This window comes from Devosia sp. P1_H9 (genome assembly GCF_056405135.1).
On the sequence record NZ_JBFUCQ010000007.1, the window covers coordinates 250,897 to 274,638 of the forward strand.

Sequence of the window (23,742 nt, forward strand, 5' to 3'; positions counted from 1 at the left end):
TCGCCCATGGAGAACCCACAGGTCGTTCCCGAACGCCGCCTGCCGTCGGTCGAGAACCGGAGACGGGCCGAGGTAGTGGTCGCCCCATTCCTGAAGGCCTTAAAGGGGTGGAACGCCAAAGCCGCGTATCTCGGCGTTCGCGCCTCCTCGGCCTACAGCTCGCCAGAGGAAGGAGCTTTGGCCCGCCTTGAGGCCGGCGCTCTCCTCGCGGAGGTCAAGCACCGTCACGCTGAGTTTCGCGTCGCAACCAAGGGTGAGCCACCACATGGTCGCATTGATGATGTCGACGCGGCTTTTGAGCGTTTGGTGGAGCAACTGCGGACCCTTTCGTGGCCACCCTGAGGAAACTTGCGACACCACAAGGTCGAAAGGGCCTTCGATTCATCCTGTTGCGCGTTGCCATGTCGGCCGCCCTCTGGGCCGGCATCATCGGCGCAGTGCTCATCCTGCTCGGGATCGCAGACTAAAGCTTATTGATGGCACTCTGATGCCGGCGTGGATAGGCCCCGGCCTCGTTAGCGAAGTAGAGGCAGTAATGCCGACCTCGCTTCTGGGGGCCTCATCACATTCATTCGCAAAAGGAACTAAAGGTCAACCGAGAGGTTCGTTTGTAGCGGGTAGGCTCGGAGTAATGAAATGAAACACCTAGCTCTTACATCTCTTGCACTTGTCGGTGGCCTCGCGTTTGCGGTGCCCGCGGCTGATGCGGCGGAGGCGACGCGGTCGATCAACGTCAGATCCGGCCCCAGCACCTCCTATCGAGTCGTCGATCGATTGTTTCGCGGCGAAGACGTAAACGTCCGAAGGTGCCGCGCGAACGGGTGGTGCTACATCACCCATCCTGGTCCCGATGGCTGGGTTTCGGCCCGCTATCTCGTCTCGAACGAACTGCGTGATGAGTATCTGTCGGGCCGGCGCATGCAGCCGAACCTCAGCTTTAGCATCATAATCGGCGGCGGCGGCTTTGGCGGCGGCGGGGGCCGCCACGACGATGACGACAACGGCAGGCCGCGCGAGGAGCTGGTCTGTCTCGTGACCTTCTTCAACGAGGAGGATGTCGCAGCCGGCGCAGACGCAGATGTGGAAAGCGCGCGGGTGCTGCCGCGCAGTGAAGCCGAGGCACGAGATCGTCCCAACGATCGGCGCGCTATCTTCGATTACGGTACCGACCGACAGACCCGAGAGACGTGCGACTATCTCGACAACCTGAACTGACGCGGTCGACCCGTAGGGGTCAGCACTAGAAGTTCATGATGTGGCGGACGTCCGAGTGCGGGCGCCCGCTATGTCTGTCCAAAGTGCGTCCCCCCATGCTCGGAACCAAAGTCCGCCATCGGATGATGGTGCAATCCGCGAGAGCGGACGATGGAGGGCGCCCCCGTCCTCATCCCGCGCAGGGCGATGTCGCCCCCATTCCCCGCGCAAAAAAGGAACCCCGGCCACCCCAAGCGGCCGGGGCTCTTTGTTATCGGCTTCGAGTGGGGCATCGAGCGTCTACGTATGCACGCCCAGGCTCCGCCTGTTCGGCTTGTCGCGGTGCTTTGCCGCCAACGCGGACTTAACATTCACCAAAGGAATCCCCAAGATCCGGTGAATTTCTTCAGGGGTCAGGTTCGGCTGCTTGGCCACCAAGGCCCGCACTTGAGAGGCAGCGGGCGGCTTGATCGAGATGGTCATGAACTTCCTCCGAAGCTAGGCGCCGCAGGCGATTCAAACTTGCCCGGATCGATGGAGTTCCCGGAAACGAATCAGTGATCGCCGGGCGACTCGGATTCGTTCCGCATCCGCATTAAATTGCGATCATGCTCCTCGATAAGCCCGCCCTCCGGTTCATCCAGCCCACCAAGCCCCGCCTGGTGGATACCGCGCCGAGCGGTGAAGGTTGGCTGCACGAGGTGAAGTTCGACGGCTATCGCACCCAACTGCATGTCGAGGCGGGCACCGCGAAAGCCTTCACCAGCAGCGGAGCCAACTGGACCGACAAGTATCCGCAGATCGTTGCGGCCGCAGCCCAACTGCGCTGCACGTCTGCCATCCTCGACGGCGAGATCTACCTGCCCGACGCCCGGGGCGCGGCCGACTTCTCAGGCTTACCAGCGGCCATCCGCTGGCGGCCGCAGGATCTGATCTTCGTCGGCTTCGACCTGCTGCACCTGGACGGGGAGGACGTCCGCAGCAGGCCGATAGAGAGCCGGCGCGCCAAACTGCACGAGCTCCTGCAGAGCGCGCCGGCACCTTGCCTGGCGTTCAGCGAGGAGCTCGGCGTCGACGGGCCCGAAGCGTTCGCCGCGATCGACGCCCTGGGCCTCGAGGGGATCGTCTCGAAGCGCCGCGGCAGCCGGTACAAGAGCGGAGACACCGACCTGTGGCTGAAGACGAAGACCTTCACCGAGGGAGAGTTCGAGGTGCTCGGCGCCGATCTGTCGCCAACGGGGGCGCCGGTAGCGATCCTTGCCCGCCGAAACGAGCACGGCCTGCACTATGTGGGGGATGCCTTCATCACGCTGAAGGCGGCGGACCGGGAGGACTTCTGGGCCTACGTTGAGGCGAACACGGTCGACGCCCCTGCTCTGCCCTTAAGGCGGCGCGGCACCTGGTTGAAGCCCGGGCTCATGGCCAAGGTGAAACACTTGCGTGGTGACGGCACCTTGCGAGCTGCCTCACTCAAGGGGCTACGTCATGATCACCGCTAAGCAGCACCCGCCAGAGCCGGGGATGCCCAAGGTCGAGTTTGTCGAGCCGGATCTCGCACGCTGGACCTTCACCAGTGCCGATCGCGAGGTGCAGAACCTTGAGTTCCGTTATTGGTGCGGGTGGTTCGGGTTCGACGAAAACGACGAGCCGCACGAGGTCGATGGTCTTACCTGGATGGTTCGCCGCCACTAATGGCGACTGAAGGCCCCATTCGGAACGCAACCCGTCGAGCTAGATTTCCTTTCCGAAGTCGCCCCCGGCCGCCCCTTGGTCCGGAGGCCACAGATCCGGCGGGCAAACGCTGCAACTCAGGTTCGCTCGCCGGATCGCCAAAGGATTGATGCCCTGTGGCCGCAACCTGGGGACATCAAGAAAGGAGCGGGGTCGCCCAAACCGGCGGTCCCGCTCCGCTAACAGAAGGCGGAAACCAAAACTCGGCCTCGACGTTGCCGCTTCCATCATCCGTTCCGGTGGAGAGACAAAATGGCAGACGACAAAGCCAACCAAGGACAGCAGGACCGGTCACGCGTTGCGGCTGAGCAGCAGTACGAAGTGAGTTACTTCGCCGACAAGCACGGCATCACGCTCGATGAGGCGCGCGAGATCATCAGGAAGGCGGGCCCCAGCCGGGCGGATGCCGATGCCGCCGCGAACCGCAAGAAGGGCTGAGAGGTGGCTGGCGACGCAAGCCAGCGCGTTGGCGCGTCAGTCTAGTTCTCTGGACTGGCGTTGTAGGTACTGCGTCTCCCAATGCAGGCGGGTTTCCCACAGCGCTCCATCGGCATCGGTGCGCACGAGCACCTTTAGGTCCCTGGACGAGCTGTCGCTGGGGAGACCGTCTCGAGCTATCTCTGCAAGGGTACGCGCAGCCCGAACCCGCGCTTGCCACCTTCACGCTGCAGAACCTCTAGGGCTACTCAATTCGCGTTAGAGATGAGATGAGCGACCTCAGGGCCTGATTTTGTGCAGTGTGCCGTTCTCGGATCAGGAACTCACCGAGCTCATAGGTCGTACCTTCGCCGCCTGATGCAGCATTGGGCACATGCCGCACCGACACGATGTCACCGTCGGTGGACAGAAGTAGCCACCGATCGCCGCTCTCGCTCGTGTAGAAGACGCGTTCGCCGTTTTGCATGTCGTACCTCGTGGGCCGTGGCTCAGAGCAAGGTAGGCGGTTGGCCGGGGGAAACATACTCACTTTCACACCTCGAGACGGCCGGGCGCCGCGGGAACCAACCTCTGCAGGCTCCATTTCTGTTGGATGGCGCAGGATGATCTCTTTCCCGAGTTGCAGGCAACGCCGAGCGGATTGAAATATGATCCTGAACTGATCGGATCTGCCGAGGCCGCGGATCTGGTGCGACTGATCGCGCCGCTGCCATTCAGGGAGTTCGAGTTCCACGGCTTTACGGGCAAGCGCAGGGTGGTGTCCTTTGGATGGAAATATGACTTTTCCACCCAACGCCTCGAGAAGATCGGCCACATTCCCGACTTTCTCCTCCCCTTGCGGGACAAGTCTGCGCGCTTCGCCAGCCTTCCTCCGGAGTCGCTGGAGCAGGTGCTCGTCACTGAGTACCAGCCCGGCGCTTCAATCGGTTGGCACAAGGACAAGGCGGTGTTCGATGAGGTGGTCGGGGTCTCGCTCGGGGCGACCTGCACCATGCGCTTCCGCCGCCCGCGCAATGGGCTTTGGGAGAGAAGAAACGTGACGCTGGAGCCCGGGTCGGCGTACCTCATTTCGGGCGAGGCACGCACGGACTGGGAGCACTCCATCCCGCCTGTCGCCAACCTGCGCTATTCGGTGACCTTCAGGTCAATGAAACGGTAGCGCCCGCGCGTGGCGCTCTATTTGCTGCCGTACATCTGTTGCTGCTGCCGCATGGCAGCCAACAGCAGTTCGAGCTTGGTGGCGGGTAGTTGGGGGACGGGCATCCCTTCGGCTTTGGGGGCGGTCATTTCGATACTCCGCGTCTGACACCCATCAACAATTTCGTCAAAGTGAAGTTCCGGGCGCGATGGCTAACCTGCTCCAGATCGCACGGGACAGTCTGACGAACCTCGCCAGCCGTCTAGGACCGAGCGCGACAAGTCCGCGTCCTCGACCTATGTCCTGACTCAACTGAGATGCTCAGCTCGTCGCCGCCTATTGGAGAAACTCGCTCTCCCAGTTTTCGAACACCGCTGACAAAAAACTCCCGCTGCCGATGTACGACCACAGATCCACCGTCTGCGATCCGTGCTCGACGCGCGTTTCGTTCTCGACCCGCAGGCCCGCCATCGCCATACCCAGAAGGGAAAGAGCGGTGAGTACAAGCAGTACGATCGTCAGCCCGTTATTGCGGAAGAAGCTCATAGCGACCGCCCAACAAATGCACCGGTCACTCGGCCTTGTCCGGGGAATGAAGTTCCGCGAGCCTTCGCCCTACTCTCGCCCCATGCCTTCGGGTTCGAGGATGTCTCGAAGTCCTCAAGCGACTGGGGACTTTCGAGGTGTGCTCGCGGCGCAGAGTCTGCATAAAGTAGCCCGGTTGTGTCCCGTGCGCCGCCGTTCACGGCAGGCCTGCTCCGACCGAGGTGGTGCCGGCGATGCCGAGATCCAGCCATTGACTAGACCGGTGCATGCGTTGCGTGGCCTCAGCGCAACAGCATCTGGCGCAGCTGTTCCCGCAGCGCGTTGCGCATGACCTTGCCGTTCTCATTGCGGGGTACGGCGTCAATCTGAAAAACCCTATCCGGCACGCGCTCGTTCAGCTTGGGCGCTGCCTCTGCGATTAGACGATCAGGATCGAGGCGTGCCGAAGCAACGACAGCTGCCCAAATCTCGTCGATCCCTGCCGTGTTCGTGCATCCAACTACCGCAACGTCCGTCACACTGGCCGACAGACGCAAAACCTCTTCAATCAGTTCCGGCGCAACCACGACGCCGCCCCGGTTGATGATGTCGCCCGTGCGACCGGTTATGACAACAAGCCCATCCGGTTCAATGCGCCCGAAGTCCCCAGGGTAGAACCATCCGTCCGACGTGGTTTCCAGCGGCTCGCCACGGTCTCCCACGTAGAATGCGATTTCGGAACTCCGCACCCGGAGCACGCCTTCGCTTCCGGCGGGAAGGGCACTGCCCGTGTCATCAACGGCTTCGATGGTTGCCCACGGGAGTATGTAGCCCGCCGCACCCTCGTGCCGCTCGAAGTCGGCCGCCGTTGCAGATGTGAGGCCACCTACTTCGGTTGAGCCATAGCCGCCGATGACGAAGCTGGCGAGGCGTGAGCGGATCTCGCTCAGCATACGGATTGGCAACTTGGATCCGGCAACCGAAACGCATCTCAGACTTGGCGGCGGCGCAGCCGTCCCAAGCGCGTTGAGGATACCCTGCAATTGCACGACAGCACCCCCGATGGCGCTGACATTGAACATCCGGACCAACTGCAAGGCTTCAACGTAGTTCGATGAGAAACACAGCAGCGCGCCGACACTATGGGTCAGGATTGGCGACATGATGCCGGCAATCGTCGAGAACCCCATCATGTTTAAGGCGGCACCACTCAGGATGCGCTGGTTCATGTAGGTTTGGGTGTGAGCCATCCTGAGCTCGAGGGATGCGTTCGTCAGCGCCACGCATTTTGGACGGCCTGTAGTCCCTGACGAGTAGACGTATCTCACCACGTCGTCAGGATTGGGGAAACCAGGCATCCCCATTAGCCTGGCGTATTCGATTGGGGCGGACTGATCGAAGCTGAACCACCGGGGATCCACCTTTCGAACCGGAAGGTCTGACGGGGGGAGATCGTCGCGGTCGGTCAGGAATAGATCTGGGCGTGGTCCGCTCTGCTGCGTGACAAAGATCGTGCCCACAGATGCCGACCTGACGCCCAGCAACGCCAAGGCATAGATCATGGCGGTGTGGTGAATCGGGTTCCGGATGTCGAGGATGACGAGTTGCCGCGGCTTCACGCCGAAGGAGGTCAGGGCATCCACCGCGGCCGCCGTCGCCCCCATGAGCGAACCGAAGTTGGCGACACCGCCACCATAAGCAATCGCGGGGTCCTGCTCGGACCGCCGCGCTTGGTGCACAATGGCTTTTACGAGCTGCATGCCCGGATCAGAAGTGGAAGTTCACGCCGGTCCGCACGACAAGGCCCGAAGGCTTGTACTCGGAGTCGAAGCTGCCCTTGCCGGTGTCGCCAGAAGCGGTAAGCGGCGACATCTGGTACATCAGACCTTCGGTCTTAACGCTGAGATTGTCGTTTACCGCGACTTCGACACCGGCGCCGGCGACGACGCCGGTGACAAAGCCCGATGCTGTGGCGGGAACGGGCGTACCCTTACCTAGGTCGGAAACGTTCGCAGTATAGCTCGCTTGGCCGCCGGCAAGGCCAAGGGTCGCGTAAGCCAGCACCGGACCGTTGGTCACACCGAATCGACCACGTAGGGTCAGCAAAGATTCCAGCCGCTCATCGCCACCGGCGAACGGAATGAGATTGGTGTTGGTACCGTCGACCGTCGTCAAACTACCGTCGGCTTCGATGCCAACAACGAAGTTCTCGAGCTGGACGTTGTAGCCCGCCGTAAGCCCAGCCAGCCCACCTTTGGTGGCAAAACTCAGTTCGTTGCCGTCGGCTTCCAGGTCGCTGGTGGTGGCCACCACTCCAAGCGAAGCGCCGACATAGGCCCCCGTCCAATCGTAGGCCGATTGCCCAAAAGCGACTGCAGGGATGAGAAAGAGCGTCGAGCCCAGCGCCGTAGTAGCCAACAGTTTGCCACGCATGGCAGCCCCCAAAATAGACTCAATGACGACGCTACTGTGACGATTAGCTCCAAGCTGCTGAAAACGCTATGCCTTTTGTGCCACAATTCGCACAAAATGTGGCCGTTCTTGACTGGCCTTTTCCTGCCGGCAGAACAACAAAAGGCCCGGCGTTCCCCAAGAAAACCCGGGCCAGTTGGAGCTTGTGTAGGATCCTTCCACCGCCTCGGCCGGTTGAGAGGCGCGGTGTCGCTGCCGCGCCTCATGTCTCTTTCCAGACCGTTACTGACGATGCCGGCTTCCTTGCAAGACGCGTAGGTCAGCAGGGCCAGATCGATGCTCTTCGTCGTAGTGGCATCGATCCCGGCGTCGGTCTCACCTGAAGTAGCGTCCGACGATCATCCTTCGCGAGCGCTTTGCTGCGCTCGATGGCCGCGCCTATTTTGAGGGAGCACGCTGGGCGCCGATGGCTTCGGTGGGAACTTGTCGGTCATGGCTAGTGCCACCGGCTCGCGTCCCGGGGGTGCCGGCGCTCCATTTCCCGCTCGTAGATCTCGAGCGCGAGTGGCGTCTCGAGGATCGCGAGCACTTCACCGAGCGCCTCCTTTGCCGATACCCTGCTGTCGCGCGGAAGGTACTCATAGAGCACGTCGGAAATCATCACGACGATGTCGTCGGCGTTGACTGGCAGGTGCCCGAGGCGTTCCTCGGGCGCTGAGTTGGTCGGGTGGTTCAGGTCAACCATTGGGTCTCTCCTCCAGGTGAACATCGGTGGCGGGTTTGTCTTCGCGCAGGCCCTTGAAAGACGGATGCCGGATCAGGCCGTCCGGGGTGATCTCGGTGTATTCGACCTCGGCCAGGAGGCGCGGCTCGACCCAGCGGGCGGCCCGCATCTCTGCCCGCGGCATTCCGACAACCGGGGGCCGTTCGTCGGTGCGGATCAGCTGCAGAACGTCCCACACGTCACGCCGCATCTTGTCGGTGAAACCTGTGCCCGCGCCGCCGCGGTAGGCCAGGCGGCCCGCCTCGTACGTGGCGAGGAAGAGCCCGCGGACATTGTCGACGCCATACTCGGGCGGCCGCCACCCGATCACCCGAACTCCTGCCGCTGCACGCACTTGACCTTGAGCCAGGCGGTGGAACGCTCCCCTCCGTAATAGCGAGCAATCGGGGACTTCGCGATGACGCCTTCGAAGCGGCCTTCACACATCGCTTTGAACACGTCAGCCCCGCCACCCACGATGTGATCCGAATAGGCGATCGGGCGTCGTCAGGCAGGTTGGCCAAGAGGGCTTCAAGCCGCTGCTTGCGCTCCAGTTGGGACAGCCCGGCGATGTCCTCGCCATCGAGCTCCAGCAGGGCGAAGGCGTAGAAGACCACCGGTGTTTTGCCGTCGAGGCTGTTCTTCAACAGCGTGAAATTGGTGTGGCCGTCTTCGTCGATGGCGCACAGTTCGCCGTCGATCAAGGCGGACCCGGTTGTGAGCTTCGACAGCGCCGGTACGACGTAACCGAACTGGCGCGTCCAGTCATGGCCGTTGCGGGTGTAAAGCCGCACCTGGTCGCCGGCGATCGCCGCCTGCATGCGGTAGCCGTCGAACTTCATCTCGAACAGCCAGCTGTCCCCGGTAGGAACACGGCGCTCGAGCGTCGCCCGCTAGGCGGACCAAAAGCAGGAAGGATGGTAGATTCCGAGTCCCTGCGGCCTTGCCGTCGCGTGCGGGGAGCGGCCTTCACGGCCGGCATGAGGAACTCGTGTACATCGGCGATTCAATGCGGCGGGCACTGTTCGGTTGCGTACCGTAGCATGCCCGCAGACGAGCAGCCGATTACGCCATAACCAAATTTCACTCACTCGGTTTGCAGTGGCGGCATTGATCTAGGTTAGTGCCCTACGCCGTTTCTCGACGCTTAGAGCGGTTAGTAGTGCAGCCTCATCAGCCACTGGCGTGTGCGAAGGCACCATCTCCCCCAGGCCCCCTGGGAAGATCGCGTGCCGGATCCTCTGATAATCCCGACGAGGCGCTCCGGAAAGTGACCGGACAAGATGCGGGAAGCCCGCCTGACTAAGCCCTTGGCTTATGACCGGGCCTGGTGGAGCCGGGTATTCGTCAGCATCGTAAGTTTACTAGCCACGGCAGGGGCCTCTCAAGGAGCAGGTGATGAATTCCACTCGGCCCAAACCGGGCGACCCCCCTAGTCGAATTCATCGAGAAGAATCTTGCCCGCTGGACGTTCGCCAGCACCGATCGCGCGACACAGCAGGCCGAGTTCAACTATTTGGCGCGTCTGGTTCGGATTTGAGGAGCCAGACCAGCCGCACGAGTTCGGAGAGAACGTCTGGCTTGTTCGCAGGCGGCCCTCACCGGCGGCCCGAACGAATTAATCGTGGGGCGGCCAACGGCCATTCAAAATCGCTTCGATGTCCTGAACGCCGCAACGCGGGGCATCAAAGGGGCGGAAACCGGTGGCCCGTATTCCCGATCCCCACTGAACTAAACCGCTCCAATTCAGTATCTGGATCGAAACTTTGAGGCTGTTGGTGTCAGGTAAGGAGTCTTGGAACTGTCGAGTCTCCAGCTAGTTCGGAGAGGGCAACCCAAGGAGACGCCCTCATGGCTCAGAACGATGCCGCCCTCGCCACCCTGCCCGTCATCCAGTTGAGCGAGTTCGTATCAATCCCGCAGCTGGGGCTCGGAGTGTGGCAGATCGAGAACCAGAAGGTTGTTCCCACGGTGACCGCCGCCCTGGACGCTGGCTATCGCTTGATCGATACCGCGCAGGGCTATGACAACGAGGCGGGCGTTGGAGAGGCACTAGGAAGCAGCGGCGTGCAGCGCTCGGAAGTCTTCTTGACCACCAAGCTGCGCACCAAGGCCGCGGGGTTCGACGGTGCGCTGGCTGGCGTCCAGGAGTCGCTCTCCGCACTCAACTTGGACTTCATTGACCTGATGCTGATCCACTGGCCGACACCGGCGCACGACAGGTACGTGGACACCTGGAAGGGATTGATCGAAGCGAAGGATCAGGGCCTTGTCCGAAGCATTGGCGTTTCCAATTTCACTCATGACCAGTTGGAACGCATCATCGACGAGACCGGTATCGTCCCTGCCGTGAACCAGGTGGAGACTCACCCATACTTCCAGCAGAAGGACCTCCTGCCCTATCTGGCTTCGAGGGGCATTCGCCACGAGTCTTACTCCCCCTTGGGCAGTGGTGAGGTGCTCGACGATCCGATCATCGGGGAAATTGCCGCCAGCGCCGGCAAATCGCCCGCACAGATCATCATTCGCTGGCACCTGCAGCGAGGCTCGATCGTCATCCCGAAATCAGAGACTCCAGAGCGCATCCGCGAGAACTTCGACGTCTTCGGTTTCACCCTATCCGATGGGGAGATGGGACGAATCTCCGGACTAGATGATGTCGAGAACGGCCGAACCGGCAGCGATCCGGACACCTTCAATGATCTCTACTAGTTGACCGGCCAAGTAACGTAGCAGTGTTCCGGAACCCTCCTGCTGCAAGCAAGTTCATAATCCGCTTCCGGGTCACGTGCGCTGGGCCGCGCGCACGCGGAGGACTGAAACTCGCACCGGGGATGCCCTATGACTATCGATCTCGACCGTTCAGCCATCCAGCCTCGTGTGGCCACCGGCGCGGCGCCGCAGGCCGTCCGGTTTGGGCCGCTGGTGGACGGGGGTATGACGGCGTTCCGTCTTTGGGCGCCAAGCGCGCCGTCAGCAGACCTGCTTATCCAAGGCCGCGACGCCGTCCCCATGGTCCGCAGTCCCGAGGGGTTTCTGCTGGCCCCCGTGGAGAATTGTGGGCCCGGGACACGCTATAAGTTTCGGGTAGGCGACTTGGAGTTTCCGGACCTCGCGTCCCGGCAACAGGATGATGACGCGTCAGGCTGGAGCGTGGTGCGCAACCCTTTGCGCCCCTCGGACCGTAGAGTCCCCGTGCGTCCGTGGCACGAGACGATCATCTGCGAAGTCCATATCGGTACTGTAAGTCCTGAAGGCACCTTCAACGGACTCAGGAACCGCCTCGAGCACTTTCGCGATGCCGGCTACACCTGCCTCGAGATCCTACCCGTCAATGAGTTCCCTGGCACCCGCAACTGGGGCTACGACGGCACACTGATCTTTGCTCCCGAGCACAGCTACGGAACGCCCGAGGAACTGCGACAGTTGGTCGATCGCGCCCATGAACTCGGACTCTCGATGATCCTGGACGTGGTCTACAACCACTTCGGGGAAACGGACAATTTCGTCCAGGACTATGCGCCCCAGTGGTTCAGCGACGACGTCACCACCCCGTGGGGACCGGGAATCAATTTCGACGAGCCGATGGTCCGCCAGTTCTACTACGAGAACGCCGTGATGTGGCTGTCTGAGTACGATTTCGACGGGCTGCGCTTCGACAGCGTCCACGAAATCAAGACCGGCAGCCGCGAACTGTTCCTCGGTGAATTGGCAGAAGCAGCAAAGGCCGCCAAGCCGCATGCCTCATTGATCCTTGAGAACGTTAGGAACTCCTTCAACCTACTGGAGCGGAACGATCGTAACGAGCCGATGCGGTACTTAGCGCAGTGGAACGACGACATGCACCATGTGCTCGCCTACTTAGTCACCGGCGAGGGTGCGAAGACCGGGTACGACGATGCGACGAAGGATCCTTACGCCGACTTGGAAAAGGCGCTCGCCGACGGCTTCGTGCACGATCCCTCGGAAGGTGACGGTAGCGACGGACGAACGCGGGGCGGCGATGGCGCGAAGCTTCCGCCCGACAGCTTCATCACCTACGTGCAGAACCACGATCAGCTTGGCAACCGAGCCGACGCAAAGCGTCTATCCGAGCGGATCATCCCCGAGCAGTTGGACTTCCTCCACTTCGCCAAGTTCCTCGCCCCCCAGGTCCCGCTATGCTTCATGGGGGATGAAGGCAACCTGACGAGCGGCTTTCCCTTCTTTCTCGATCTGCCAGCGGACGTGGCCAAGGCCAAGAGCAATGACCGCTACAAACAGATGCGGGAAATGTTCAAGGAGGAGGTGAAGCCCGGACAATTGCCCGAGCCGAACGCCCCCCAGACGTTCGAGATGGCCAAGCTTCCCTGGCAGGACTACGAGAACCTGCCCGAGCGCCAAGCGGCCCTGGATCGCTTTAGGGCACTGGGACATTGGCGGCAGCAGAAATTGTGGCCCCTGGCGGCGACGCCTTGCCTTGATGCCAAGACTGCTCGGCAGGGTAACTGCCTCATCGTCACATGGACATTCGAAGCTGGCACTCTATCGATGGCACTGAACCCGACCAACGCTCCAGCTGACATTGCCTGCGAGGTCAATCGTACGCCCGTTTCCACGGGGCAGTTCTCCCAGGCTGGTGATGTGCTCCGGCTCGGCGCGTGGTCGGCCGTAGCCTGGTAGTGGTGATCAGTGGGGCGCGTGACGCCGCCCCACTGAAGCTCATCACATCACCGGCTTGCCGCCAGTTACCGCAATTGTGGCACCGGAAATGTAGCTGGCTTCGTCGCTTGCCAGCATGACGTATGGTGGGGCGAGTTCGCGGGGTTGCGCGGGCCGGCCGAACGGCACCTGCTTGCCGAATTCGACGACGTTCTGCACGGGCAGGCTTGCCGGCCCCAACGGCGTCCATACAGGCCCTGGCGCAACCGTGTTGGCCCGGATGCCCTTCTTGGCCAGCAACTGAGCCAGTCCAGCGCTGAAGTTCTGGATCGCCCCCTTGGTGACCGCATAGGCCAACAACTCGGGACTCGGTTCATCCGCCTGTTTGGAGGCCGTGTTGATGATCGATGAGCCCGGCTTCATGTGCGGGACGGCAGCCTTGGTGAGGTAGAACATCGCCGAGATGTTGACCGCCAGGGTCTTCTCCCACTCCTCGTCGGGGATCTCCTCGAGGCTCTCGAAATAGCTCTGGTGCGCGGCGTTATTGACCAGCACGTCGATCCGCCCGAAGGCCTCGACGGTCTTCGCAACCAGATTGCGGCAATGTCCGGGGTTTGCAATATCGCCCGGCAGCAACAGGCACTTCCGGCCTGCCGCTTCGATGACCTTCTTCACGTCGGCAGCATCCTCCTCCTCGCTGAGGTAGGAAATTGCCACGTCGGCGCCCTCACGGGCAAATGCAATTGCGACGGCCCGGCCGATGCCGGAGTCGCCGCCAGTGATCAGGGTTTTCTTTCCCTCCAGACGCTGTGACCCCCGATAGCTGTCCTCGCCATGGTCGGGCACCGGATCCATGCGGCTGGCGAGGCCAGGGTACGGCTGCTGCTGTTCAGGAAAGGGCGGCTTTGGGAAGTTATCGAGCATCGCAGAACCTCTTAGTTGCATAGATGGGTTCAACTTCGGCAAGACGCTTTGGTTCAGGGTGGGCGCGCGTTCCGGCGACCGCGTCGGATTGGTCGCGGTGAGTCTCTCGAGCAGTGGTCTGGACTCCGAGGAATCGTCGAAAGCGATAGGGGGAACCTAGTTGGCCGCAGGAGGTTGCGAGTGGGCGGAGTGTGCTTCGCCCAGGGGATTACATGCCGCTCGTTCTCATCCTTAGATTTATTTTCGGCCTGCTCTCGCTCGCCATCCTGGGCGCCGCTGCCTACTTCCTGTGGCGGTGGTATGATGGGGTCACGGTTGTCGATACCGATGGCGTCGTTCACCGCATCCGTGAAGATTGGCCGCTATGGATCGCTGCCGGCGCGTCGGTATGGTCGTTCCTCGGTGGCCTCATTCTGAAGCCATTGCTCGCAGGTCGAGACAGGCGGGTACTGAACCTCGTCCGAGCTGAAGAGGCTCACGTAATCGACAGCCCCACAGGTTCCATGCTTTACGTGGAGACGCACGGCCCCGCGGGCGCGCCCACTATCATTCTCACCCATGGCTGGGGCTTGGACAGCACTATCTGGGGATATGCGGTCCAGGATCTCGCGACCCACTTCCGCGTCGTCACCTGGGACCTTCCAGGCCTCGGGCGCTCCAGGGGCAAGATCGAACTGGAGACTTTTGCCGCCGACCTCCGCTCCATCATCGATCTGGAAAATGCGGGAAAGGTCGTCCTCGTTGGGCATAGCATCGGGGGAATGACGATCCAGACCTTGGTGCGAGACGATCCGGGCTTCGTGGAACGACGGGTCGCCGGCATCGTGCTGCTGAATACCACCCACACCAATCCACTTCGCACCATGATCCTCAGCCCGCTCTGGCGCGCCCTGCGGTGGCCGCTGATCGAACCGCTAATGTGGCTGGCAATACCGCTGCAACCGCTCGTGTGGCTTTCCGCCTGGCAGAGTTACCTGAGTGGGTCAGCGCACCTCGCCAACCGCATCGGCTTTGGCAAGCACGTCAGTCGGAGCCAACTTGATGCGGTTACCCTCTTGGGTACGCGTAACCCACCCGGCGCCCAGGCACGAGGGAACCTTGCCATGTTTCGTTGGAACGCCACGGGCGCACTCGCAAAGATCAATTTGCCCGTGCTGGTTATCGGCGGCGCGCTAGATATCGTCACCAAGCCGGAGGCCAGCCACACCATATCGGAGAGCACTGCCGCTGCGCGTGTCTCGATCATCGAGGAGGTCAACCATATGGGTTTTCTCGAACAGTACGAAACCTACAACAGCGCCATAGGCCAGTTTGCAGCCGAGGTTCAGCCTTGAAGAGCGTCACGCTGAGCTGTGGGATCCTGCCTTGATCTGACGTCATGGACGAGACAAACCTGACCGCTGACGAGCGCCGCGCCAAAAAAGCTGAAAGGCGCGCTAAGCAACGCGAGATCACAAACTTACGGGCGGGCAAGATGCACGAGGCGCGCTTGCTGGCTGAAGAAAGTTGGTCCGGCCGTGCTCGTCGATCGCGCACACCTCGCCGTCGATCAGCACGGTGCCTCTCGTTAACCGTGAAAACGCCGGCACGACGTAGCCGAACTGCTGCGTCCAGTCGTGGCCGCCCCGGGAATACATCCGAACCTGGCTGCCCGCGATAGCCGCCTGCGCCCGGTAGCCATCGAACTTCATTTCGAACAGCCGGACGAGGTGAGGGGCAACGTGTGGCTTGTTCGCAAAACACTCCAAGAACATGGGAACTAGAATGATTCCAACGCGTTGCAACTATCGGACTGAGCCTAACGGGCCGGGCCACCACACACTCTAAAGTCATACTCTCGGTCGCGCCGTTCCCTAAAGCGGCGCGACCGTCTTCTTTTGCCGTTCCGCCGCCTACCGTCATGGGCGGGTCGACGGTTCACGGGCCGCCTCCTTCACCTCCGGCGGGTCCTCAGTCTCGAGGCGACGTTGGATAGCCGCCTTGGCACCCTGAGCAAACTCCTCGCTCGAGTACGGACCCCACTCGACCTGTTGCCCGTCAACATACGCATAAAAGTACCATTTGCCGTCCCGTCTATCGGGGCCGAAAACCCGCTCTGTCATCATCGCTCCCTTTCGGGGCGACAACGCAGCATGGCTTTAAAAGTTCGCGCCTCAGTCGATCAAGCGGCGGTTCGAACCGCAGCGTCAGGTGCTTCCACTTAGGGGCCGTCCACTGTCACGTCGGCCTTCGCCGGTGAGCCAATCGCTAGAAGCGTCGCTGCTTCGCCGAGGTCAGCCAGTCGAGACCCGCGATCACCGGTGTCTTCCACTCGATCGTCAGGCCCTGCTCGTCGGTGCGAATCTTCCAATCGACGACGTCCTCGATGTGAGCGGCGGTAGTGTCGAGCACCACGTCGTTGGAGAACCGCACTGTAACATCTAGCTGCCGGCCAGTTTGCTCCACCGTGACGTGCTTTTGCACGTCGCTGTCGACCTGGAACTGAAAGTCGAGATGGCTGTCCATGGGTTCCTCGTCGTGCCGGATCCTATACCTTGCACGCTTCATCAATTTCGAACAGTGCGGCGGGGTCCGAAGGCCACCTTGGACACCCGCCGCGTACCAAGTTCCCAATAGGGGCGGGGGGACTTGGTTATTGGATACTGGCCTGTTTTTCCTCGACCCTACGCAACAACTTGCTGTGAACCCAACCGATCCGATCTCCACCAGTCGTGATCAATACCCACCCCCCGTCCTCCTTGATGACCGTAACCGGTGTGCCGCCCTTCAGCGAGAATAGCTCTGGGGTTGTCTTCTTGGGGCCGGCTCGGACGCGCAGGGACTCGACTGCGACCGTGTGGCTGAAGGTCGATGCCGGCGGCTTGGCCAGTGGACCTGGCTCTTGCGAAAGGGACGCCACCGGCACCGATTTCGCGATGTCGAGATCTTCGGGCTTGGCCGTGGGCAGTACGGCCACGTAGCTCGGTTTCAGATTTGTGGTCTTGACCGGTGTCGCCGCGGCAATCCTGGCAACCGTGTCGGCGGTGAAGCTTAGGCCGGTGACAGTCATGACGCCGGAGAGCAGCATGACGGATGCGAAGAGTGCCAAGGACACGAAGGTGCGGGCCATTTTCAGCTCTGATTGTCGGAGCGATGGTCGGCCAGTGGAGGGTACATGTGTATTTGGGATGATGGCCAGCCATCGCTCACGGAGAGTCAAACCTGAGCGGACTGCCTGAGTTCCGGATAGCGACTTCAGTCGCCATCGGACCGGCCGACGTGACCTTCAGTGCTTGCTAGGCAACGCCGGCCGCTGCGTGTCTATCGCCAGTTGGCGAACTGGCCCACCAGCACGATGCCAAGTGCAATTAGAACGACGATGGCGAACCATGCTGCCACCATCCATCCGATGCCGTAACGCCCCCTGAGCACGCGACCCTCCAATATGGGCCCATGGCGCTTGAACTACTGCTGGACCCGGAGCATCAGGACGGAACATTAGCTTGGTTCGCGTCTGGTGCAATGGGCGATGCCGAGGGGGCATTACACGTTGCTTCCGAAGAGCTTTCTGCCCCCGTCGCATCGTATCTTACGACCTTACACCTTACGCGCATTCGATCGCGCAGCGGGAAAGTATCGGTAAAGGGTCGAAACAGAGACGCCGAGAGTCCTCGCAGCCTGATCGGCGGTAACGCAAGGTGATGCAAGTAAGGCCTCGGCAGCGACACGTCTGTCGTCCGATAGCGAAGGCGGTCGACCCCCTCGTCTCCCCGCAGCTCTGGCGGCTGCAAGCCCCGCCGTGGTCCGCTCCCGGACGAGTGACCTCTCGAACTCGGCAAGGGCACCGAAGAGGTGAAATACGAGCCGCCCTCCTGGCGTCGTGGTGTCGATGCTCTCGGTAAGCGAGAGCAGGCCGACACCTCGCTGGTCCAGCAATTCAGACGTCGACAGCAGCTGGCTCAGAGATCGAGCTAGCCGGTCCAGTTTCCAGACCACGAGAACATCGCCACGGCGTGCGAATTCCAGCGCCGCCTTAAGCTCCGGTCTGTCCCGTTGAGCACCGGACGCCTGCTCGCTAAAGGTACGCTCGCAGCCCGCTGCCGCCAGTGCATTCATTTGTAGCTGAGGGTTTTGGTCGACGGTCGATACTCGTGCGTAACCTAGCTTCACGGGACCTCCAAGAAACGTTCCGGTCGCTGTTTCTGACAAGAAGGGGTTTCAAGAAACAGTTCTTGGAAGCGCTTATGCGACCCTTGGCGGGTAAATCGCAACCAGCTCGACAGGCTCTCAAAAACCTACGTATCTGCGGGCGGCAAAAGTTTACTCCGCCGACACCGCCGTTAGTATGTCGCTGAAACTTGTGGGGGCCGACGAAGTGGCACTGGAAGACCTAGTGGTCGGGGGCGCGTACACGCGGTCTGACATTGACGAAGCGATCGGTAGCAACCGCGTCGCGCTAAGCCGCGAGGGTCCAATCTACTTCCCCGAGCTCCAGTGCGCTTTCTTGTTTGTGACGCTGGTGAAGTCGGGGCGGGCCGAAGGGCTGCACTACAATGACTGGTTTGAGAACGATTTCTTCCACTGGGACAGCCAGAATACTCAGCACATCGACACACCGCGCATAAAGCAAATCACGTCTGGTGACCTCGAGCCGCACTTGCTGGTCCGCGTGGTGCAGATGGTCAAAGGCAAGACGCAGCCGTACGTCTATGCAGGCCGATTGCAGTTCGCTACGCATGACGAGAGCACGCACAACCCAGTGCATATCGTCTGGGAGTGCTTGGACTATCAGGACGAGCCAAATGCGGCCCTGAAAGCGGTTTACCACTGGTCGCCGTATGCTGCCGGAGCGCCGCCGGAGCGTGAAAGTGTCGCGCCCTCAGTCAGCAAGCGCAGAGCCCGCGGCCAGGCATTTCTTCAGGATGCAGCGCTAAAAAGGAAAATAGAACTGCACGCCATGGAAGTCGCGGTTCGCTGGTATGAGGGCCAGGGCTATATCGTTACCGACACATCGGCCTTCGAGAGTTTTGATCTAGAATGCCAGCTTGACGGGCCTGGAAGGACGCGGGTTGAGGTAAAGGGAACCTCCGGTTCCGCCGACACGGTCTTCTTGACTGACAATGAGGTTCGGGCTGCACGAAGCGACGGTATTCCGACCGACCTCTTCATCGTGTCGGATATCGAGATTGCTGGTGGACCCAGCGAGGGGTGGGCAGTGCAGGGCGGGCGAGGAGCTCGTATTGAGGGCTGGATCCCCGAGGAGGACCGGCTGCAGCCGGTCCAGTACCGGTACTCGGTGCCCACCTCAAAACTTGAGCCGATTTGATGATGTCGTGGCGCCACGGGAGTTGGGGCCCAGCCTGTCACATTTCGCATCGCATCACTAAGCATCATGGTCCAGCGCCGACGAAGCGTCACGAGGCGCGTGCGGTTTTGCCTGCCGCAAGGGCCCTACGTTCCGTGCCCAAGCGCGGCCGCAGATCGAGCCCCTTCGCTATCAGCCGCACGCCCCCGCCCGTTTCAGCTTCAAGCGTCCGCGCCTCCAGATTGAGAAACGCAATGAGTTCCTCAAGGCCCAGAGCCTGTCCGGTCTCTGGATGTTGCCAAGTTCGATTGGATGCCACACTGACAACAAGGCAACCCGAACGGGAGTGCTCCGGCGCGAGATACTTAGTGAGCAATTGATCCTTCAGCGCCTGCCGCAGGTCGGCGGCTGACCGCTGCTTCTCGCCGATCTTAAGTTCGATGATCCCTTGTTCGGGAGAAGAGGTCGATCGCAGTCGGATGTCGGTCTCTTTTTCGTCGGCCGTCGCGGCTTCTTGATCGACGGTGTAGAGATGGTTGCTGCGGCTGTTGAGTTCATGGGCGAGTGCGCGGCGCATAACGCGTTCATCTTCGATCGCCGCCCAATTCTCACGGGGTGACGTATCCTGCAGCAGGAGGTCATCAATATCCTCCAGGCGGTCCCGCAAGAGTTGAAACATCCCGTCACGGCTATTCGGGGGAAGCTCACCATACGCATCGAGGGCTTTAAGATCGACCTCTGACACGGTGACAGCGTCAGCCTCTTCAGCTGCTTTTTCTTCCGCGAGAATGCGTCCGCGGTCCGCAAAATGGGCGAATAGCGGATCGTCGATCAGCGCCATCTTCGTCGCCCAGCCCTCGGCCCCACCTAGATCGAGGATCGCAGTAAGAATCGCGTTTCTAGCATTCTCGGCGTTGTCGCGGGTGTCAGGTGTGAACGTGCCCTCGTGGAGGGCATCGTCGGCGGGCCGGACGTGGGTATATGCCAGGCGGATAAGGCGGAGCAGCACCTCTGGCGTAAATGCCGCGCCCTTTATGTAAACAGCGTTCTCGCTATGGTCGCGACCAAACAAAATCGCAAACCAACCAACGGCTTCCGTATCCTTGCCTGGTGCAACCGCTGCTAGCCCGGCCTCAAGCATCGCCGTTCCGCGGACGGGGTTGAGGCGGAAGAGGAGTGGCAGCCAAATCCGGGCGCCCTTTACGCCCAGCCCGTCTTGCAGAAATCCGGCCATCGCCTGCTCGAGAAAGGTCCGATCCGCTTCGCTGCCAAACTTCATAAGCACGTCGATCGCCTGATCGATGAGCAGGTCTGCTGCGAAGACAGTGGCGTCGGGCTTCAACATGGCCCCCACCCATTCCCGCACCCGCGGTGCGAAGAGAGCGGCCACAGCTGGCGATGCGTGCTGCACATCCTGCAACGCACTTGAATGGTTTTCGTCGGGGTTCTCGTAAAGTGAAAGCGTCAGCTCCGCGCCAAGCACCTTGTCAACTGCTTCGGGGTGAGCGGCCGCAAGGCCTTCAAGCCAGAATGGGAAGCCATTGAGGTGGATCGGTGCGTACCGGCAGGCAATCTCGGCTTCGTCGGAAGTTAGCTTTTTCGCCCAATCCGGGTCCTCCGCCTCTGCCTCAATACCCGCGAGGCCAAACTGCCAACGCACAAGGAACGTGCCCTTCTCGCCTTCGGGCCGCTCACTGCGGAGCGTCGGTCGATCGCCTCGCCATACCTTGCGCATGGTGACCCGAAGCCGGTCAGCAACCGCGTTGCCAAACTGGCTCTCGACGTATTCCCTGTTCCATCCGGCCGAGCGGCTGTCGGACCCACTGCGCTCCATGACGCGCCACAGATTCCAGGCGGTTCCCGGCGCCCTTTCGTCCTTAAACAGGTCGTCTGGCTTGGCCGCGATCTCGTTCCAAAACTCGACCCAGCTGGCATGGGCTTTTGCGGCTTTGCGTGCCTCGGCCTTTTGGCGTTGGGTATATTGCCGTTCGTATCGCTGCATCTCAGCGTCCAGCGGGCGAGGCTTCATTCGCTCTTGAACGGTCTCTGTCATGACCACGGAATCTGCGACCATAGGCAAGAGATCGGACAGCGCGATTCGACTCTCACGAGCGTGGTGCATCAGAGCCGTCATTTCGGCCCACAGGACCATCTGACGGTGAAATAGCGGCTCGGCGGGATCGGCCAAGCGCTTTAGTATCCATGCTTCGTCCTTCTCCGCGATGAGCGGCAGTCCGCCTTCTTCGACGATGGTGTAGAGCCGTTGCCACGGGTCATTGGGCGGAGATAGCGCCGCGAGAAACTCATGCTCTGCCCAAAAGGCGTCTTCACGTGCCGCCGGGGGCAGATCGGCGATCGCCGCCTCCAGCGCTTTCACGCGGTCGTTGTCGCGGTGATCTCTGTCGTTCAGACGTAGCGCCAGCAGCGTCGATGCCACCAACGCGGGCGTGCGAACACCGAGGTCCCATTGGCGGCGGCACGCCGCCAGGAGGGCATCCAATAAATCGTGGCGATCGGTTCGGAGGTGGGGGTGACCGTCCTGCCAGTGCGTTCCCGCTCGTACGAGCGCAGTCAACAACTCCCGAAGCGCCTCAAAGTCGATACTGTCTGGCGCCGTATCCTCGATCATCTGGGGCAGATGATACGTAAGGCTGCCGACCGTGCGTTTGCCCTCACGAATGCGAGCTAGAATTTTGCCGAGCGTTGGAATGGGCAAGTCAGCAGGGAACAGATGCAAGAATGCCCTGCGGGTGGCGTCCTCATTCCAATCGGCCGGCGATGTTGCCAGCGCGTCCGCAATCTCTGACACACGACGATCATGAAGCGCCACTAAAGTGCTGACCGCTGTGCTTCGCAAGGTGGGCGGCATCTTCTGATCGCACGCGACCTCGTATGCAATATCCGCGCACGCTGGGATTGGCCCGGTGGCAATGAGGTCGAGGATCAAGTCCCTCACCTCATGATTGGCGATGCCGGCATTCCACAGCCGCTGGATTGTGTCACCCAACTCCGGAGACGCGAAGCGGCGCACCTGGACATGTGGAATGCTTAGCCCACGCCATTCCCCGTCCTTGTAGCGGGCAATAAACGCTTCGAGAGCCATGATGCGCTGCTCCGGCTGCAGCGATTGCGGGTCGCCAAAATCAAGCACAACCGATGGATCGCGGGTAACGATCTCATTGAAGATGGTGTCGCGGGTCAACGCCAGCCAAGCCGCGACCGGGCGCATCGACGGTCGGACTATCGGCAGTCCCTGAGCCGTCTCCGCAAAGAGGAGACGCTTGATGGATTTGATTGGGACGCCGCGCTCGAGCAGGGCCTCGAGCCGAACGGCGGCCAGATATTCCACGACTGACCGGTGATGAAACCGGACGCGGCCGTAGCTCGCAAACCCAAAAAGCGGGCGCTCCAGCAGCATCTTCTGTTCGTCAGGGTTTGCATCGGACAGCAGCCGCGACACGTCCAACGCGGAGTCACTTGCTTCCACATCGTCCGTGCTTGCGTCGTAGCGCAAGGTGAGTTTCCGCATCAGAACAGCCGCCAGCGCCAATCGACTAGCATAGGATCGTGCGGCCGCAGCCGACAGGGTCGTGCGCTCCTGGCGGTTAGTGTTTGGCTTCAGCTTCGCCGCGACGTTGGAGTCAACCTGATCGCGGTGGCTCCGTATCCGTTGCTGATCACGCCAGTCGGCGCAGAGCTCCACCAGATCCTGGGGTCGCTCGGCAAATTCCTGGGCGTCACGTTTTGCGATATCACCCAGCAAGTCGTCCGGGTTGCTGACGTTCTGAGTGATCGCCAACGCCCGCATCTGGGTTGTTGAAAGCGGCAACAGACCCACATTTGCCCACCCGGCCTCGCGGTTTTCCTTTTCCTCATTGTTCGAGCGGCCAGTTTGCATCGCGACATCGGCGAAGGCATCTGCAGACGCAACCACAGTGTCGGGCTTGGGAATAGGGAACTGCTCGACCATCAACTGGCGATCAATTGGCACCGGACGGCTGGTGACGATGATGCGGACGCGGCCCAGCTGTCCGTCGACGAGTTTCCTGAGCTTCCTCAGGGCGGTATCGAACTTGCCCCGAGTGAGCTTTAGCTCGTCGATCGAGTCTAGGAAAAAGGTGGCCAAGTCAGATTGAGAGCGCTGCCAACGTTCCAGCCGCTCTAGCTCCCCAGGCAAAAGCATGTCGCCGATCGCATCGGTTGCGAGGGTAGAAAGGTCGAGGAAAAAGGCGGCCTCGCCCTTTTTCCATAGTCGCTTTTGCTGCTCCCGGCACTCATAGGTTTTGCCCGATCCGGATTCCGAGACGAGAAGCACCCGCCTAAACTGGAACAGGTCATCCCATTCGAGTTCCTTCCGCCAGTAGCCGCGACGGGCGACCGTTATTGCGGTCTCGAGGTCGGCCACTTCCTCATTGGTCAGACGATAGAACGTCCGGTTCACACCGTCAGTTGGGGAAGCAGGCATGACATTGCACTCGTTCAGGGCCGATTTCTTAGATCACGGTAGTCGGATAAACGAGTCTTGAAACCGCAGTTGGAGATAAGGAACACGAGGTACCGCTCAAGCGTCCCTCGATGGCCACGGTGGTGTCATCGCAAACGGCCTTTTCTGCGGTGTCTAGACCACCACTCCCACCTCAGATTGTCCGACGGCTTCTGGCGCGAATCGGATCTTGATCACATCGGCTTCGC

The 23,742-nt window shown here is 61.2% G+C and carries 23 protein-coding genes and 2 pseudogenes; 10 read left to right on the forward strand and 15 right to left on the reverse strand.

What is annotated here, in order from left to right; genetic code table 11:
- The first annotated feature begins 6 nt into the window (after positions 1 to 6).
- On the forward strand, positions 7 to 342 hold the full coding sequence (locus tag AC1DYL_RS16105) for a hypothetical protein (protein ID WP_477152355.1): 336 nt from the start codon (positions 7 to 9) through the stop codon (positions 340 to 342).
- A 294-nt stretch (positions 343 to 636) separates the two neighbouring features.
- Positions 637 to 1,215, forward strand: coding sequence for an SH3 domain-containing protein (locus AC1DYL_RS16110; protein WP_477173943.1), 579 nt, complete (start codon positions 637 to 639; stop codon positions 1,213 to 1,215).
- Between the two features lie 279 nt (positions 1,216 to 1,494).
- On the opposite strand, the gene AC1DYL_RS16115 is transcribed toward AC1DYL_RS16110, so the two are convergent.
- Positions 1,495 to 1,677, reverse strand: coding sequence for a hypothetical protein (locus AC1DYL_RS16115; protein ID WP_477173944.1), 183 nt, complete (start codon positions 1,675 to 1,677; stop codon positions 1,495 to 1,497).
- Between the two features lie 125 nt (positions 1,678 to 1,802).
- On the opposite strand from AC1DYL_RS16115, the gene AC1DYL_RS16120 reads away from it, so the two are divergent.
- The 3 genes from AC1DYL_RS16120 (at position 1,803) to AC1DYL_RS16130 (ending at position 3,363) form a co-directional block, all read left to right on the forward strand.
- Entirely contained in the window at positions 1,803 to 2,693 is an 891-nt protein-coding gene (locus tag AC1DYL_RS16120) for an ATP-dependent DNA ligase (protein WP_477173945.1), read from the forward strand.
- Positions 2,680 to 2,886, forward strand: a complete 207-nt coding sequence (locus AC1DYL_RS16125; protein ID WP_477173946.1) for a hypothetical protein — start codon at positions 2,680 to 2,682, stop codon at positions 2,884 to 2,886. The genes AC1DYL_RS16120 and AC1DYL_RS16125 overlap by 14 nt, the downstream gene beginning before the upstream one ends.
- Positions 2,887 to 3,177: 291 nt before the next feature.
- A complete protein-coding gene (locus AC1DYL_RS16130; RefSeq protein WP_477173947.1) occupies positions 3,178 to 3,363 on the forward strand; it encodes a DUF3606 domain-containing protein in 186 nt (61 codons plus the stop codon).
- Positions 3,364 to 3,399: 36 nt separating this feature from the next.
- Here AC1DYL_RS16130 and AC1DYL_RS16135 read toward each other — a convergent pair.
- A pseudogene (locus tag AC1DYL_RS16135) lies at positions 3,400 to 3,567 on the reverse strand (hypothetical protein); the annotation flags it as partial.
- A gap of 40 nt (positions 3,568 to 3,607) precedes the next feature.
- A complete protein-coding gene (locus AC1DYL_RS16140) occupies positions 3,608 to 3,829 on the reverse strand; it encodes a hypothetical protein (RefSeq protein ID WP_477173948.1) in 222 nt (73 codons plus the stop codon).
- Between the two features lie 126 nt (positions 3,830 to 3,955).
- Between AC1DYL_RS16140 and AC1DYL_RS16145 the strand changes: the two genes are divergently transcribed.
- Positions 3,956 to 4,522: an alpha-ketoglutarate-dependent dioxygenase AlkB gene (locus tag AC1DYL_RS16145; protein ID WP_477173949.1), complete on the forward strand. Its 567-nt coding sequence runs from the start codon at positions 3,956 to 3,958 to the stop codon at positions 4,520 to 4,522.
- A gap of 315 nt (positions 4,523 to 4,837) precedes the next feature.
- Here the strand turns inward: AC1DYL_RS16145 and AC1DYL_RS16150 are convergent, their stop codons facing one another.
- The 6 genes and pseudogenes from AC1DYL_RS16150 to AC1DYL_RS16175 all read right to left on the reverse strand — a co-directional run.
- Positions 4,838 to 5,047 (reverse strand): DUF6766 family protein, encoded by a 210-nt coding sequence (locus AC1DYL_RS16150; protein ID WP_477173950.1) that lies wholly within the window; start codon positions 5,045 to 5,047, stop codon positions 4,838 to 4,840.
- Between the two features lie 281 nt (positions 5,048 to 5,328).
- Complete coding sequence (locus AC1DYL_RS16155; protein ID WP_477173951.1) at positions 5,329 to 6,786, reverse strand: class I adenylate-forming enzyme family protein; 1,458 nt, start codon at positions 6,784 to 6,786, stop codon at positions 5,329 to 5,331.
- Between the two features lie 7 nt (positions 6,787 to 6,793).
- A complete protein-coding gene (locus AC1DYL_RS16160; protein ID WP_477173952.1) occupies positions 6,794 to 7,459 on the reverse strand; it encodes an outer membrane protein in 666 nt (221 codons plus the stop codon).
- Between the two features lie 475 nt (positions 7,460 to 7,934).
- Positions 7,935 to 8,183: a hypothetical protein gene (locus AC1DYL_RS16165; RefSeq protein WP_477173953.1), complete on the reverse strand. Its 249-nt coding sequence runs from the start codon at positions 8,181 to 8,183 to the stop codon at positions 7,935 to 7,937.
- Positions 8,176 to 8,532, reverse strand: coding sequence for an ATP dependent DNA ligase (locus AC1DYL_RS16170; protein ID WP_477173954.1), 357 nt, complete (start codon positions 8,530 to 8,532; stop codon positions 8,176 to 8,178). Before AC1DYL_RS16170 ends, AC1DYL_RS16165 begins: the two co-directional genes overlap by 8 nt.
- 190 nt (positions 8,533 to 8,722) lie before the next feature.
- Positions 8,723 to 9,052, reverse strand: a pseudogene (locus tag AC1DYL_RS16175) (ATP-dependent DNA ligase); the annotation flags it as partial.
- Positions 9,053 to 10,052: 1,000 nt separating this feature from the next.
- On the opposite strand from AC1DYL_RS16175, the gene AC1DYL_RS16180 reads away from it, so the two are divergent.
- Both AC1DYL_RS16180 and AC1DYL_RS16185 read left to right on the forward strand, forming a co-directional pair.
- Positions 10,053 to 10,913: an aldo/keto reductase gene (locus AC1DYL_RS16180; protein ID WP_477152329.1), complete on the forward strand. Its 861-nt coding sequence runs from the start codon at positions 10,053 to 10,055 to the stop codon at positions 10,911 to 10,913.
- 129 nt (positions 10,914 to 11,042) lie between these two features.
- A complete protein-coding gene (locus AC1DYL_RS16185; RefSeq protein WP_477173955.1) occupies positions 11,043 to 12,863 on the forward strand; it encodes an alpha-amylase family glycosyl hydrolase in 1,821 nt (606 codons plus the stop codon).
- Positions 12,864 to 12,905: 42 nt separating this feature from the next.
- Here AC1DYL_RS16185 and AC1DYL_RS16190 read toward each other — a convergent pair whose 3' ends face one another.
- Positions 12,906 to 13,766: an SDR family oxidoreductase gene (locus tag AC1DYL_RS16190; RefSeq protein ID WP_477158806.1), complete on the reverse strand. Its 861-nt coding sequence runs from the start codon at positions 13,764 to 13,766 to the stop codon at positions 12,906 to 12,908.
- Positions 13,767 to 13,978: 212 nt separating this feature from the next.
- Between AC1DYL_RS16190 and AC1DYL_RS16195 the strand changes: the two genes are divergently transcribed.
- Positions 13,979 to 15,100: an alpha/beta fold hydrolase gene (locus AC1DYL_RS16195; RefSeq protein ID WP_477173956.1), complete on the forward strand. Its 1,122-nt coding sequence runs from the start codon at positions 13,979 to 13,981 to the stop codon at positions 15,098 to 15,100.
- A gap of 117 nt (positions 15,101 to 15,217) precedes the next feature.
- Here the strand turns inward: AC1DYL_RS16195 and AC1DYL_RS16200 are convergent, their stop codons facing one another.
- The 4 genes from AC1DYL_RS16200 to AC1DYL_RS16215 all read right to left on the reverse strand — a co-directional run bounded on the left by AC1DYL_RS16200 (position 15,218) and on the right by AC1DYL_RS16215 (position 17,861).
- Entirely contained in the window at positions 15,218 to 15,457 is a 240-nt protein-coding gene (locus AC1DYL_RS16200) for an ATP-dependent DNA ligase (RefSeq protein WP_477173957.1), read from the reverse strand.
- Positions 15,458 to 16,013: 556 nt separating this feature from the next.
- Positions 16,014 to 16,271 carry a hypothetical protein gene (locus AC1DYL_RS16205; protein ID WP_477152334.1) on the reverse strand — a complete coding sequence of 86 codons (258 nt, stop codon included), beginning with the start codon at positions 16,269 to 16,271 and terminating at the stop codon, positions 16,014 to 16,016.
- A 127-nt stretch (positions 16,272 to 16,398) separates the two neighbouring features.
- Positions 16,399 to 16,875 carry an SH3 domain-containing protein gene (locus tag AC1DYL_RS16210; protein ID WP_477173958.1) on the reverse strand — a complete coding sequence of 159 codons (477 nt, stop codon included), beginning with the start codon at positions 16,873 to 16,875 and terminating at the stop codon, positions 16,399 to 16,401.
- A gap of 467 nt (positions 16,876 to 17,342) precedes the next feature.
- Positions 17,343 to 17,861 (reverse strand): recombinase family protein, encoded by a 519-nt coding sequence (locus tag AC1DYL_RS16215; protein ID WP_477174004.1) that lies wholly within the window; start codon positions 17,859 to 17,861, stop codon positions 17,343 to 17,345.
- Between the two features lie 229 nt (positions 17,862 to 18,090).
- Here AC1DYL_RS16215 and AC1DYL_RS16220 point away from each other — a divergent pair, with 229 nt between their 5' ends.
- The gene (locus AC1DYL_RS16220; protein ID WP_477173959.1) at positions 18,091 to 19,071 is read left to right on the forward strand and encodes a DUF3427 domain-containing protein; all 981 of its coding nucleotides are present in this window, start codon (positions 18,091 to 18,093) and stop codon (positions 19,069 to 19,071) included.
- 88 nt (positions 19,072 to 19,159) lie between these two features.
- On the opposite strand, the gene AC1DYL_RS16225 is transcribed toward AC1DYL_RS16220, so the two are convergent.
- Complete coding sequence (locus AC1DYL_RS16225; protein WP_477173960.1) at positions 19,160 to 23,515, reverse strand: NACHT domain-containing protein; 4,356 nt, start codon at positions 23,513 to 23,515, stop codon at positions 19,160 to 19,162.
- Positions 23,516 to 23,742 lie beyond the last annotated feature (227 nt).

What these genes read in the sequence shown, in the direction of transcription:
- AC1DYL_RS16105 (WP_477152355.1), top strand. Translation starts at nt 7, where the DNA reads ATGGAGAACCCACAGGTCGTTCCCGAACGCCGCCTGCCGTCGGTCGAG.
- AC1DYL_RS16110 (WP_477173943.1), top strand. Translation starts at nt 637, where the DNA reads ATGAAACACCTAGCTCTTACATCTCTTGCACTTGTCGGTGGCCTCGCG.
- AC1DYL_RS16115 (WP_477173944.1), bottom strand. Translation starts at nt 1,677, where the DNA reads ATGACCATCTCGATCAAGCCGCCCGCTGCCTCTCAAGTGCGGGCCTTG.
- AC1DYL_RS16120 (WP_477173945.1), top strand. Translation starts at nt 1,803, where the DNA reads ATGCTCCTCGATAAGCCCGCCCTCCGGTTCATCCAGCCCACCAAGCCC.
- AC1DYL_RS16125 (WP_477173946.1), top strand. Translation starts at nt 2,680, where the DNA reads ATGATCACCGCTAAGCAGCACCCGCCAGAGCCGGGGATGCCCAAGGTC.
- AC1DYL_RS16130 (WP_477173947.1), top strand. Translation starts at nt 3,178, where the DNA reads ATGGCAGACGACAAAGCCAACCAAGGACAGCAGGACCGGTCACGCGTT.
- AC1DYL_RS16140 (WP_477173948.1), bottom strand. Translation starts at nt 3,829, where the DNA reads ATGCAAAACGGCGAACGCGTCTTCTACACGAGCGAGAGCGGCGATCGG.
- AC1DYL_RS16145 (WP_477173949.1), top strand. Translation starts at nt 3,956, where the DNA reads ATGGCGCAGGATGATCTCTTTCCCGAGTTGCAGGCAACGCCGAGCGGA.
- AC1DYL_RS16150 (WP_477173950.1), bottom strand. Translation starts at nt 5,047, where the DNA reads ATGAGCTTCTTCCGCAATAACGGGCTGACGATCGTACTGCTTGTACTC.
- AC1DYL_RS16155 (WP_477173951.1), bottom strand. Translation starts at nt 6,786, where the DNA reads ATGCAGCTCGTAAAAGCCATTGTGCACCAAGCGCGGCGGTCCGAGCAG.
- AC1DYL_RS16160 (WP_477173952.1), bottom strand. Translation starts at nt 7,459, where the DNA reads ATGCGTGGCAAACTGTTGGCTACTACGGCGCTGGGCTCGACGCTCTTT.
- AC1DYL_RS16165 (WP_477173953.1), bottom strand. Translation starts at nt 8,183, where the DNA reads ATGGTTGACCTGAACCACCCGACCAACTCAGCGCCCGAGGAACGCCTC.
- AC1DYL_RS16180 (WP_477152329.1), top strand. Translation starts at nt 10,053, where the DNA reads ATGGCTCAGAACGATGCCGCCCTCGCCACCCTGCCCGTCATCCAGTTG.
- AC1DYL_RS16185 (WP_477173955.1), top strand. Translation starts at nt 11,043, where the DNA reads ATGACTATCGATCTCGACCGTTCAGCCATCCAGCCTCGTGTGGCCACC.
- AC1DYL_RS16190 (WP_477158806.1), bottom strand. Translation starts at nt 13,766, where the DNA reads ATGCTCGATAACTTCCCAAAGCCGCCCTTTCCTGAACAGCAGCAGCCG.
- AC1DYL_RS16195 (WP_477173956.1), top strand. Translation starts at nt 13,979, where the DNA reads ATGCCGCTCGTTCTCATCCTTAGATTTATTTTCGGCCTGCTCTCGCTC.
- AC1DYL_RS16200 (WP_477173957.1), bottom strand. Translation starts at nt 15,457, where the DNA reads ATGAAGTTCGATGGCTACCGGGCGCAGGCGGCTATCGCGGGCAGCCAG.
- AC1DYL_RS16205 (WP_477152334.1), bottom strand. Translation starts at nt 16,271, where the DNA reads ATGGACAGCCATCTCGACTTTCAGTTCCAGGTCGACAGCGACGTGCAA.
- AC1DYL_RS16210 (WP_477173958.1), bottom strand. Translation starts at nt 16,875, where the DNA reads ATGGCCCGCACCTTCGTGTCCTTGGCACTCTTCGCATCCGTCATGCTG.
- AC1DYL_RS16215 (WP_477174004.1), bottom strand. Translation starts at nt 17,861, where the DNA reads ATGAATGCACTGGCGGCAGCGGGCTGCGAGCGTACCTTTAGCGAGCAG.
- AC1DYL_RS16220 (WP_477173959.1), top strand. Translation starts at nt 18,091, where the DNA reads ATGTCGCTGAAACTTGTGGGGGCCGACGAAGTGGCACTGGAAGACCTA.
- AC1DYL_RS16225 (WP_477173960.1), bottom strand. Translation starts at nt 23,515, where the DNA reads ATGCCTGCTTCCCCAACTGACGGTGTGAACCGGACGTTCTATCGTCTG.